8 protein-coding genes are annotated in these 11,755 nt (G+C 41.3%); 5 read left to right on the top strand and 3 right to left on the bottom strand.

Going from position 1 to position 11,755, the window contains the following annotated elements; genetic code table 11:
- Positions 1 to 55: 55 nt before the first annotated feature.
- A complete protein-coding gene (locus AC5JMK_RS27730; RefSeq protein ID WP_096679203.1) occupies positions 56 to 736 on the bottom strand; it encodes a general stress protein in 681 nt (226 codons plus the stop codon).
- 331 nt (positions 737 to 1,067) lie between these two features.
- Here AC5JMK_RS27730 and AC5JMK_RS27725 point away from each other — a divergent pair, with 331 nt between their 5' ends.
- The 4 genes from AC5JMK_RS27725 to AC5JMK_RS27710 all read left to right on the top strand — a co-directional run bounded on the left by AC5JMK_RS27725 (position 1,068) and on the right by AC5JMK_RS27710 (position 6,061).
- Positions 1,068 to 2,561, top strand: a complete 1,494-nt coding sequence (locus tag AC5JMK_RS27725; RefSeq protein WP_096677571.1) for a sensor histidine kinase — start codon at positions 1,068 to 1,070, stop codon at positions 2,559 to 2,561.
- 277 nt (positions 2,562 to 2,838) lie between these two features.
- The gene (modA, locus tag AC5JMK_RS27720) at positions 2,839 to 3,633 is read left to right on the top strand and encodes a molybdate ABC transporter substrate-binding protein (protein ID WP_096677570.1); all 795 of its coding nucleotides are present in this window, start codon (positions 2,839 to 2,841) and stop codon (positions 3,631 to 3,633) included.
- Between the two features lie 32 nt (positions 3,634 to 3,665).
- A complete protein-coding gene (gene modB, locus AC5JMK_RS27715) occupies positions 3,666 to 5,486 on the top strand; it encodes a molybdate ABC transporter permease subunit (protein ID WP_495911455.1) in 1,821 nt (606 codons plus the stop codon).
- 155 nt (positions 5,487 to 5,641) lie between these two features.
- Positions 5,642 to 6,061 carry a lysozyme inhibitor LprI family protein gene (locus AC5JMK_RS27710; RefSeq protein WP_495911454.1) on the top strand — a complete coding sequence of 140 codons (420 nt, stop codon included), beginning with the start codon at positions 5,642 to 5,644 and terminating at the stop codon, positions 6,059 to 6,061.
- Positions 6,062 to 6,142: 81 nt separating this feature from the next.
- On the opposite strand, the gene recG is transcribed toward AC5JMK_RS27710, so the two are convergent.
- Together recG and AC5JMK_RS27700 are read right to left on the bottom strand one after the other, a co-directional pair.
- The gene (gene recG / locus AC5JMK_RS27705; RefSeq protein ID WP_495911453.1) at positions 6,143 to 8,683 is read right to left on the bottom strand and encodes an ATP-dependent DNA helicase RecG; all 2,541 of its coding nucleotides are present in this window, start codon (positions 8,681 to 8,683) and stop codon (positions 6,143 to 6,145) included.
- Positions 8,684 to 8,741: 58 nt separating this feature from the next.
- On the bottom strand, positions 8,742 to 9,653 hold the full coding sequence (locus AC5JMK_RS27700; RefSeq protein ID WP_495911452.1) for a hypothetical protein: 912 nt from the start codon (positions 9,651 to 9,653) through the stop codon (positions 8,742 to 8,744).
- A 241-nt stretch (positions 9,654 to 9,894) separates the two neighbouring features.
- On the opposite strand from AC5JMK_RS27700, the gene AC5JMK_RS27695 reads away from it, so the two are divergent.
- Entirely contained in the window at positions 9,895 to 11,748 is a 1,854-nt protein-coding gene (locus tag AC5JMK_RS27695) for a response regulator (RefSeq protein WP_495911451.1), read from the top strand.
- Positions 11,749 to 11,755: the final 7 nt, after the last annotated feature.

Here is an 11,755-nt window from a genome sequence, read left to right as displayed (position 1 = left end):
CCATAATTCTTCTCTCAATGGAATGATCCTTACAGTCCTACCTGGGGAGTTACAATTAGAGAGTATTATCACGACGATCAACGATAATTACTTTGGGGTCATTGTCAGCAACGTTTGTACGATCATAAGTAGGAGTAGTATCAATCCCAGAAGTTGCAGGATTTACATAACCACCGTGAGCATCAGTAACATCTGGTGCATTGTAGATACCAAACTCCTCAATCCCCCGATTTCTGAGAATACTTTCAGCGCGACGGATTTCTGCTTCTGTACCTTCTACCATGACTAGATAATCACCACGGGAAACGCGTTCATTGTAAACTCTAGCTCGTTCTTCAGGGATTCCCAAGCCAACTAATGCGCCTAATAAGCCACCAGCTGCTGCACCAATACCAGCACCCGCAGCAGTTGTAGCTAAGGTTGTGGCTAATTCGCCTGCTAGTAGAATTGGCCCAACACCGGGAATAGCTAAAGTACCCAAACCTACGAGTAATCCCGTCAAACCTCCTAAAATACCACCTGTAACTGCTCCCGCAGTAGCTCCTTCATCGGCTTTATTACCAACACGTTTTTGTGTGTCAACACCAGCAACATCACCAGTGCGATCGCTGTCTTTAACGATTACAGAAATTTTATTCATGTTAAAGCCAGCATCTCTAAGTTCTGTGAGCGCGTGTTCAGCTGCGCTACGGTTAGAGAAGACTCCAACTGCACGTTGATTTTTCCCCACAACCATTTTGTACTCCTCCAAAAATTTACTCATAAGCTTGTTTGTGCTTACTACATAATGTTTTGCCTTGTTTTGAGAAGATTTCCATCGTTCTCAGGTGTAAGCAGCTGATCTATCAATAGAGAGGTTATTTTGGGGAGATGAGAAATAATCACCAACTATTAACCGTTGACTATTGACTAATTATCAACGGGTATTGCGCCTGTATTGTTCGGTTATACGACTTTCGTTATGGCGCAAATATCGATAACCTCGTAAGTAACAGTGAAAAAGTAGTGAAAGTCAAAACTCTGCCTTAAACGCTGGATGTCGCTGTTGAACTAAGGGGTGAATACTTGTGTACAAATGGATTTTGCCTAGTCTGAGCGAAGTATTAGCCGATAGTCAATCAACTATGGGTTTTTGTTCATCTGCTAAGGCTCAACAACAGTGGCGCTTCTGCGTGGCGGCTACACAACAGTTGCTATTAAATGCCTTAGAAACGATTGATATAGATGTAACACAAGGATTGGTTTTAGCTGCGCCAGCACCTTTGTTTGATCATCCTAAGTTAAGTGCAAGTTTTCAGTCAATAACTTTTACAGCAGAACCATTTAATCCTTTGGCACTAATGCCATTTCAGATGTCTGATCAAGAAGTTGCGATCGCAGCAAATGCAACTATTTGCAATGAATCAATTTTACCTCTGCTAAAAACTGATCCGTTAGCAAATGAACAGTTCTGTCTAATTTTTACAACAAAATTTAGATTAATTTTAGTATTAACAGAAGAAAACGGTCAAAAAGCATTCTCATTTTCTTTTGATTCAGAAGTCATACAGCATGCGTGGCGGGCGTTGAGCGCTAGGGTAATGTTGAGCAATCCTGATTTATTTGCTGAACTAGAAGAAACGGTACAAAACTACTACCCTACTGCCCCGGATTATCGCATGGTTATGCAGTTTAGCCAATTGTTGCTCACAGAATTACCAGAACAAGAAAATAAAGGCTGGGAAACTGCAACTAAGGAAGCAGTAGAAGGAAATGGTGAACGAAGTCAAAAAACTGAGGTTCATTCTCATCACCCCTCATCAGCGAAACCTGATGTGGAAATGCTGCAAGCTTTTGCTCATGAAGTCCGTACTCCTTTAACAACCATTCGCACTATTACTAGACTATTGCTGAAACAGCAGGATTTACCTGCCAACGTCATTAAGCGATTGAAAATTATTGATCGCGAATGTACAGAGCAAATTGACAGGATGGAATTGCTGTTTAGAGCAGCAGAACTAGAAACCTCTGCTACAGATAAAGCTACGAGTACGCAATTGACTGCAATGAGTCTAGAGCAGGTGTTGCAGGGGAGTATTCCGCGTTGGCAAGAAGCAGCAAATCGACGTAACTTGAAGCTAGATGTAGTATTACCCCAGCATTTGCCAACTGTTGTTAGTAATCCTACCATGCTTGATCGAGTTCTCACAGGTTTAATGGAAAACTTCACCCGTAACTTGCCTTCTGGTAGCCATATTCAAGTACAAGTCATTCCTGCTGGCGATCAACTAAAGTTGCAATTACTGCCTCTACCTCAAGTGGGAGACAGTGATGCATCAACTGTATCAACCTGTACACCACCAATTCGCAAAGCTCTTGGTCAATTACTGATGTTCCAACCAGAAACAGGTACAATCAGCTTGAACCTTAATGCAACAAAGCATTTGTTTCAAGCGATTGGTGGAAAACTGATTGTGCGTGAACGTCCCCGTTATGGAGAGATTTTAACAGTTTTCTTACCCTTAGAAGGAGCCGAAAACCAAGAGCATTCAAAATTCAAAATTCAACGTTCAAAAGTATAAGAATGCTGCAACATATTATATTTTGACTTTAGCCCTGTCAAGCTGGTTACACCTTGACAGGGTTACTAAATACTTATCAATTGGTTATCGTTAGAAACTGCCAGCATGTCTGCGTGGCTTACGGTGTGTGATCGCCTTCTTAATAATGCTAATAGGGATTGAGATTATTTAGTATCAGGCTTTACCAATTAAATTGGTAAAGCCTGATAAAGTTGGTAATATTATACCAACTTTTAATTCTAACCAGAAATATTTCCACTAAAAGTGTGATTTGTAAATGAAAAGAAAACAATTTTTAACATTTTTCGGTATTGCACTGACTAGCTTGATTTTAGCAGTTGGTTTAGAATTTATTTCTTCTTCTTCTGTAGTAGCACAGTCAAACACTGAGTTACTTGTGTCTGCTGCTGCCAGCATGAAAGATGTGATGGAAGAAGTTAAGAGTGACTACCAACAAACAAAACCGAATGTCAACATTAAATATAACTTTGGAGCTTCTGGTGCTTTGCTGCAACAGATTCAGCAGGGAGCGCCTGTAGATGTCTTTATCTCTGCTGGCAAGAAGCAGGTAGACACCTTAGAAAAATCGGGACAACTAGTTCCAGGTACTCGTGGAATTTTAGCAAAAAACCGTTTGGTTTTGATCGTGCCACAGAATGTCACAGGTGTTAGCAGCTTTAACAACCTCAAAGATGCCAAGATCAAGAAAATTGCTATTGGCGAACCAAGAAGTGTTCCTGCTGGACAATATGCAGAAGAAGCCCTAAAAAAATTGGGCATTTACGAATCAATCAAACCCAAGTTTGTCTATGCTAACAATGTACGCCAAGTTTTAGCAGCAGTTGAAAGTGGTAATGCTGATGCAGGCTTGGTTTACCAGACTGACGCCAAAATCTCCAAAAAAGTCAAAGTCGTCGTGGCTGCTGATGAAAAATATCACTCTCCGATTGTCTATCCATTAGCAGTCTTAAAAAGAACTAAAAACATGCAAGCAGCAAAAGATTTTCTCCAATTTCTATCCAGTGAGCAAGCTAAAACTGTCCTACAAAAATACGGTTTTATCTTGCCTTAATTTCTTGTTCCTGCACCCTGCCTTTTAGAACTATGCCACAAGATTTATCTCCCCTTTGGATATCGCTGAAAACATCCTTACTTGCAACTTTGATCACCTTTTTTCTTGGCATTGCGACTGCATACTGGATGTCCGGATATCGTGGCAAAGGTAAATCATTAATTGAAGGTATTTTAATTGCACCTTTGATTTTACCCCCGACAGTAGTTGGCTTCATCCTACTGGTATTTTTTGGTAAAAATGGTCCGGTGGGAAAACTAATGGAGAGTTTGCAATTAGACTTCAGCATAGTTTTTACTTGGTATGGTGCAGCGATCGCAGCCACAGTAGTTTCTCTACCACTAATGTATAAAACTGCATTAGGAGCTTTTGAACAAATTGATCAAAATCTCTTGCGAGTAGCCAGAACTCTAGGTGCAACCGAATCAACTATTTTTTGGCGTATTAGTTTACCTTTGGCATTTCCTGGTATCTTGGCAGCAACAACCTTAGCTTTTGCCCGTGCCTTGGGTGAATTCGGTGCTACCTTAATGCTAGCTGGTAACATCCCCGGACAAACACAGACAATCCCCATGGCAATTTATTTTGCCGTGGAAGCAGGGGCGATGGATGAAGCTTGGTTCTGGTCGATCGCCATTATGGTGATTTCTCTATCTGGAATAGTTGCTGTCAATTATTGGCAAGAAAATAGAAGAGGGGAAAGGAGAAAAAGGGGACAAGGAAGACACGGAGGACACGGGGGACAAGGGAGTGAATTATCTGGGTTAGCTACACAATCTTCGAGTAGTGGACTAATTGTAGATATCGAAAAAATACTTCCTGACTTCGATTTAAAAGTTTCCTTCAGTGCGGATCATCAGCCTTTAGGTTTGCTGGGAAGTTCCGGTGCTGGTAAAAGTATGATTTTGCGCTGCATCGCTGGCATTGAGACACCAAGCAAAGGCAAGATAATTTTGAATGGTAGGGTGCTGTTTGATTCGGAACGAGGTATTAATGTTCCTAGTCGAGAACGTCGCATTGGTTTTGTAGTTCAGAATTATGCTCTGTTCCCTAATATGACAGTGGCACAAAATATTGCTTTTGGTTTACCTCAGAAGATGTCTGCAAATGCTACTAAACAGCAAGTAGAATCGAAATTAATTGATGTGCAATTGTCGGGTTTTGGCGATCGCTATCCAAGTCAACTTTCTGGAGGACAACAGCAACGGGTAGCGATCGCACGGGCTTTGTCTAGTCAACCAGAAGCATTACTATTAGATGAACCATTTTCCGCGCTTGATACGTTTTTGCGTAGTCAACTAGAACAACAGATGATAGAAACCCTCGCTGATTACCAAGGGATCACCCTGTTTGTGACACACAGTATGGAAGAAGCTTACCGAGTTTGTCCAAATCTGTTGGTAATGGAAGATGGCAAAATCATTCAGCATGGTAAGAGATATGATGTGTTTGAGCGACCTTCTACAGTTACAGCTGCTCAGTTAACAGGCTGCAAAAATTTCTCTACTGCTATAGCAGTAGAGTCTGGGGAAATAGAAGCTGTGGACTGGGGTTGTAATCTACAGGTGGTTGAAACTATCCCCGATGAATTATCCCACATCGGCATTCGCGCCCATCACATCACCTTTAGCAATGACTCTAATCAAAATAATACTTTCAGGTGTTGGCTAGCCAGAGCAACTGAAACACCGCACCGGATGACGTTGTTCTTGAAGTTGCATTCCTCTCCCAGTACTTTCCATGATTACCATCTACAAGCAGAAGTTTTTAAGGAAAAATGGGCAACACTCAAAGATAGGCCTATGCCGTGGTATGTGCGTTTAGACCCCTTAGCACTTATGTTAATGGATTAACAGGCTTTTGGGCTGTTTTAAACGGTCTGTTTATTTACGCGCCCACTGTACTAGGGCAAAAGACAATTGTAAATAATTTGACTTGAAATCAAGTAACATAACTGAAATAATATATTAAATAAATCAAGTAATATTTGATTTTTCATCAACAAAGTATGTATAAAAGATTATTTATTGCTTTAATTTTGTCTACGATCGCATTTTTATCAATCCTGGTTATTCCTAGCTTTGCGAAACCAACCACAGCGATCACCCAAAAGCCAGTAATTAACTGCTCTAAAGCAATAACAACACCAGAATTGAAGTATTGTTCTCAACAATATTATGCAGCCGCAGACAAAAAACTCAATCAAACTTACCAAAAAGTCCTTGTAAATATTAAAAGAGAGCCAAAGCAACTATTGATTAAAGGACAACAGGCATGGATAGTCTTTCGAGATAACACTTGTGATTTTGAAGTCTACGAATCTCGTGGTGGGACAGGTTACGAAATTTTTCGCAATCAATGTTTGGAACGACTTACTAAACAACGCACCCAAGATTTAGAAAATTATTTGCAGATCACAGCCAAGTAAAGCTTTTGATCTGCTGAAGATATTGCAAAAAATTACATATATATTACCCTAAATCCTAAAAATCTCTTACCCAATCCCCTCCTAAGTCAAAATTGCTCCCCCCATTAACCGCTCATACCGATACTTTAATTCTTCCTTCATCAAATACCAACGCTCTAAAGTTGCATCTATTTCTATTACTTTTTCCGCAGCTTGTCGCGCTAGTATTAGTACTTCTTCGTCTTCCACTAAACTCGCTAAGGTAAAATCTGGCACGCCTGATTGACGCTTACCCAGTACTTCCCCGGGGCCACGAAAGCGCATATCCATTTCGGAGATAAAAAAGCCATCTTGGGATTGTTCCAATACTTTTAGTCGTTGTTGAGCATCAGCACTTCTAGAACTACTCATTAGTAAACAGTAGGATTGTACTGCACCTCGACCAACACGTCCACGTAGCTGGTGCAGTTGCGACAAGCCAAAACGTTCCGCATTTTCTATCAGCATCACTGTAGCATTTGGTACATCAACGCCGACTTCTATAACAGTAGTAGAAACCAAGATTTGAATTTCGTTGTCGCGAAATTTACTAATAGCTTCGTCTTTCTCCGCAGAACTCATGCGACCATGCAACAACCCGACCTGAAACTCAGGAAATACGCTTTCTTGTAACTTTTGATGCTCCTCAACAGCCGATCGCAAATCCAATTTTTCTGATTCTTCTACCAAGGGTAAAACTACGTAAATTTGTCGTCCTTGGACTATTTCCCGCCGCATTAAATCGTAAGCTTGGGGACGCTGCTGACTTGTTAAGGCTGTAGTTTGTATTTTTTGTCGTCCTGGTGGTAATTCATCAATTTGACTCACATCCAAATCGCCATGAATTGTCAGCGCCAGCGTCCGGGGAATCGGTGTAGCTGTCATCGTTAATACATGAGGTTGTTCACCTTTTTGCTGTAACTTCGCTCGTTGTTCCACCCCAAAACGGTGTTGTTCGTCAATTACCACCAAACCCAAACGATGAAAATTCACAGGATCTTGAATTAAAGCATGAGTTCCGACTAACAGAGGTAATTCTCCTGTTTCTAACTGAGCATGAATTTGTCGCCGTTTTGCAGTTTTTGTAGAACCTGTCAGTAATTCTACTGGTAAATATAGTAAATTAAACCAGCTAACTAGCTTACGATAATGCTGTTCTGCTAATACTTCGGTAGGAGCCATGAGTGCTGCTTGATACCCAGATTGAATCGCAGCCAGGATAGCAACTACACCGACAATTGTTTTCCCAGAACCAACATCACCCTGTACCAGACGATTCATAGGAACTGGCTTTTGCAAATCGTTGAGAATTTCGTTGATAACACGTTGCTGGGCGTTAGTTAATTTGAAAGGCAATATTTGATAAAACTGTTCTAATAATTCACCTCTGGGTGCAAGCACAGCGCTAGTTTGAATTTGCTTTGCTTGCTGCTGACGTTGCAATAAACCTAATTGTAGGTAAAAAAATTCGTCAAAGACAAGGCGGCGACGGGCATGTTGTAAACTGTCGCTATCTGAAGGGTAATGGATATTGGCGATCGCATCTTTTAATTCCATCAACCCATATTTCCCTCTTAAACCACTGGGTAGGGGATCTTTGAGATGCGCCGCAGTTGGTAAAGCAGCAATCATCGCCTGTCGCACCAAATCTGCACCCACCCCTTCAGTCAGCGCATAAATAGGCACTACTCGCCCAATAGTTAATGACTCAATCGTATCACCGGGATTAGCCAAAACTTCTAGTTCCGGGTCTTCTAGAGTTAGACCATATTTAGTTCCTTTCACCAATCCGCACGCCGCTACAATACTACCAACCGGATAGCGACGTTTTAAACTTTCTTGCCAAGCACGACTAGTAAAGCGCGTACCTGCAAAAAAACGGCTAATTTTGATCTTGCCAGTATTATCTCGCAGTACCAGTTCTAAAATTGTTAATTTTTGATTCTTTTGACTGGTACGACAATTGCAACTTTTCACCGCCGCTACTATCGTCACTGTCTCACCAGCGTCTAATTCACTAATACTCACCTGACGCGCATAATCAATATGATCGCGGGGATAGTAAAACAGTAAGTCACGCACACTGTATAAACCAAGATGTGCTAGCTTTTCCGCCTTTCGTAATCCAATTTCCGGTAAATCTTTTAATTTTTGTTCCAGCTTTGGCGCTAAAGTGCGACTTACCTCCGCGACAATTGGAGATTTAGGATTTGGTTTTTTAGATCTAGGAGCAGAAGACGAGGAATAAACATTGCTTCCTTGTCCTGCTTGTCCTGCTTGTCCTGCTTGTCTTCCCTGTCCCCCGTATCCTCGCGTAAGGGTTTCTTCTTCCTGCTGTTCGAGTTGATAAAGATAATTGCTAGTCTCCAATATTAAGTTTTTTCTATCTTCAAGTCCCAGATTTGGATAATTAGAAAATTGAGCCGCCAGTTGTTGCCATCGGCGGCGTTCATGATTTGGTAAGTTAGCCGGAAATTTGCCGAAAGTTAAGGTGAGAAACTCGCTGAAGCGGTATTGTCTACCCACCAAATCAGTAAACCCCTGTTCTTCTTCTATTGCTAAGGCTTTTTGCAATCTTATCCAGTCTGGTTTGTCGATAGTCATTGGTTATTGGTCATTGGTTATTTGGTCATTGGTTTTAAAATTGGACTTTGGACAAAAACTAATCTTCATACCAACTAGCACGCCATGCTGCTTCCGCTTCGGCTACTGAAAGTTCCCGCAATCTTTTTTGATACTCTAACCCAAGTTTATTCAACTGGGTTAAAATATTGCGAATCTGTTTGCGCTCAGATGAAAGTTTGGTATCGGCAAATTCAATCTCGACAAGACGCAGATTAATAGCCATGAACCGTGTCAAACTAGACTCTTGTGATTGTTCCTCATTTTCAATTTCGATCACCAAGCTCATCAGATTGGGTGGACTTGGTACTATCTCCGCAGATGCTTCCGAACCTATTGCTTCTAAACTTGGTTCTGGCAATTTTTGAGGTAAGATTTTGGCTTTTTGTAAGAGGACATTAGCCTCATGAGAAATTCTTTTGAGAGTATATTGTGTAGCTCTCTCTAGGAACTGTTGCCATTTTGCTAGTTCTATCGGATTTGCAGAAGTGGGGAAAGTTGGATAAGTAGGTAAAGAGGAGAAATTTGTATCTTCTTGTTGTTCCTCGTCTTCGTCTTCCTCACTTTCAAAATCAGTTGTCTGTTGTAAAGAAATAATCTCAGGATCATCGTGATCCCATTCGATGAGTTTGTCACTTTCCTCGTCCTGCGGCTGTTGTAGCTTTTCTTCCTCGCCATTTACTAAAGCTAGCAACTGTTCAGTTGACTGTTTACTTAGCTTACGGATCGACTGCTGCAAATTTTGTCGCTGATTCAAGCTTAATTTGAGAAAGTTTTCCGAATACCCCTGAGTACACAGGTGATAAGTTGCCAAAATCAACTGCTGCTGTACAGCTTGCCCCAAAGTGTTTAAATAACTGGTGTAAGTGGATTGGAGTTCTTTAGCGATCGCGGCGATCGCCTCTTCTAAAGCTGCAAGATCCCGTTCAATTCGCTCGATTGGTCTCGCCATATTATCTACTGATTGCCCGTTGCAAACCAAACATAATAGTACAAAAGTACGCTTATATTCTAGGATAATTGTCTAAAGACTTTAAATTTTAGCTTGATTTTGCTGGTTGTTGGTCAATAGTCAAGCAAAGATATCCTGCACAGCAACCAATTGATAGATGTTTCGCAGCCAAAATAGATATATAACCTAGTTGTAGAGGTTTTTATTAGCACTGAGGGTGCAGCTAAAAGCAAATATTTCCATGAGAATTCTTTTGGTGGAGGACGATGATTCGCTTGCTCAAGCGGTGGCGACAGTTCTGAGCAAGCAAAATTATGTAGTGGATGTTGCTGCTGACGGTGAAGCTGGTTGGGAGTTGGTGACTGTTTGCAACTATGACTTGATTTTGCTCGATGTCATCCTACCCAAGTTAGATGGTATTAGCCTTTGTCGGGAACTACGACGAGAAGGCTACCAAATGCCTATTCTGCTACTAACGGCAAAAGATAGCAGAACTGATAAAGTTATGGGTTTAGATGCTGGAGCAGACGATTATGTTGTTAAACCTTTTGACTTTCAAGAGTTATCAGCTCGGATTCGCGCTTTAGGACGCAGAGGAGCTTCTCCCTTACCTCCAGTTCTAGAATGGGGAAATTTGCGGCTAGATCCCAGTAGTTGTGAAGTGACTTATGCGGACAAAACGTTGCATGTAACAGCAAAGGAATTTAGTATTCTGGAGCTTTTTTTACGCAACAACCAGCGCACCTTTAGCCGCAGTGCAATTGTAGATCATCTTTGGGCGGCTGATGTAGATCCACCTGAAGACGATACTATTAAATCTCATATCAAAAGTTTACGGCAGAAATTAAAGGCAGCAGGTGCTACTTATGATTTCATTGAAACTGTTTACGGATTGGGCTATCACCTCAAGCCTAATCCCCAAAAACAAAAGTCTCAGGTAAGCGAAAAAGAGTCAAATCCAACGCAGCAAGAAATTTTTTTGGCAGCTGTTGCCAAAGCGCGGGAAGATTTTAAAGCTAAGGTTGGTTCGCGCCTTACTGTCTTGGAGCAAGCAAGTAATGCTCTCAAAGAGGGTCTGCTTAACTCCCAACTGCGACTTCATGCTGAACAAGAAGCTCACAAGCTGGCGGGTTCTTTGGGAAGTTTTGGTTTTGCTCGTGGTTCGGTATTGGCTGAAAAAATAGAAATTATACTTCAGGGTAAAACGCCAATAAATCAAAGCTTCTTATCTCAATCTTTTCATGAACTTGTGAAGGAGTTGCGACAGGAGTTAGAGAAAACTGCAACTGATGAGGAAATCTTCAGCGAGCAACGGCAAAATGTGCTATTGATAGTGAGCAAGGATAAGCAAATAGTTGAGCAGTTGGTTAAAGAGGCTACAACTGCGGGAATGCATGTAGATATTGTTATTAATACTGCTGACGCTAAGAGTGCAATAGAATCTTCTAGTCCTGATGTGGTGTTAGTTGAGGTTAATTTTTCTGATCATACTCAAGACAACTTGCAGTTGCTAACACAATTAGCCAGTCGTACACCGCCAATACCAGGATTAGTTTTTACAGATGGAAATAATTTTAGCGATCGCCTAGAAGTAGCACGAGCTGGTGGACGCGGTTTTTTACACAAGTCCATGTCTGCCAAACAAATCTTAGAGCTTGTCACCCAAGCACTGCAACCAATAGGTACTACTGAAGCCAAAATTATGGTTGTAGATGATGATCCACGAGTGCTAAGTGTGATACGGAATTTACTTGAGCCTTGGGGAATGAAGTTGGCTACTCTGGAAGATCCACATCGTTTTTGGGACGTACTGGCGGCATTTTCCCCCGATTTACTGATCTTAGATTTGAAAATGCCTGACGTAAATGGAATAGAACTGTGCCGAATGGTACGTAATGACCCGTTTTGGAGGGAATTACCAGTGTTATTTATTACTGCTCATGCCAAAGCAAATACTGTTGATCGCATATTTGCAGCAGGCGCAGACGATTGGATCAGCAAACCAATTATGGGTTCAAAACTAATTACCCGTATTTTTAACCGCTTAGAGCGAATTCAATCAATAAAACGCTTTTATACAAAAATCAGTCTTTAAGAGGTTG

Source organism: Pelatocladus sp. (assembly GCF_059505505.1).
Note: the sequence above shows the minus strand (reverse complement) of the source record. Positions and strands in the feature narration are given on the sequence as shown.

Bases quoted from the DNA above. Each gene is read 5' to 3' on its own strand.
- AC5JMK_RS27730 (WP_096679203.1), bottom strand. From the start codon at position 736: ATGGTTGTGGGGAAAAATCAACGTGCAGTTGGAGTCTTCTCTAACCGT.
- modA (WP_096677570.1), top strand. From the start codon at position 2,839: ATGAAAAGAAAACAATTTTTAACATTTTTCGGTATTGCACTGACTAGC.
- modB (WP_495911455.1), top strand. From the start codon at position 3,666: ATGCCACAAGATTTATCTCCCCTTTGGATATCGCTGAAAACATCCTTA.
- AC5JMK_RS27710 (WP_495911454.1), top strand. From the start codon at position 5,642: ATGTATAAAAGATTATTTATTGCTTTAATTTTGTCTACGATCGCATTT.
- recG (WP_495911453.1), bottom strand. From the start codon at position 8,683: ATGACTATCGACAAACCAGACTGGATAAGATTGCAAAAAGCCTTAGCA.
- AC5JMK_RS27700 (WP_495911452.1), bottom strand. From the start codon at position 9,653: ATGGCGAGACCAATCGAGCGAATTGAACGGGATCTTGCAGCTTTAGAA.
- AC5JMK_RS27695 (WP_495911451.1), top strand. From the start codon at position 9,895: ATGAGAATTCTTTTGGTGGAGGACGATGATTCGCTTGCTCAAGCGGTG.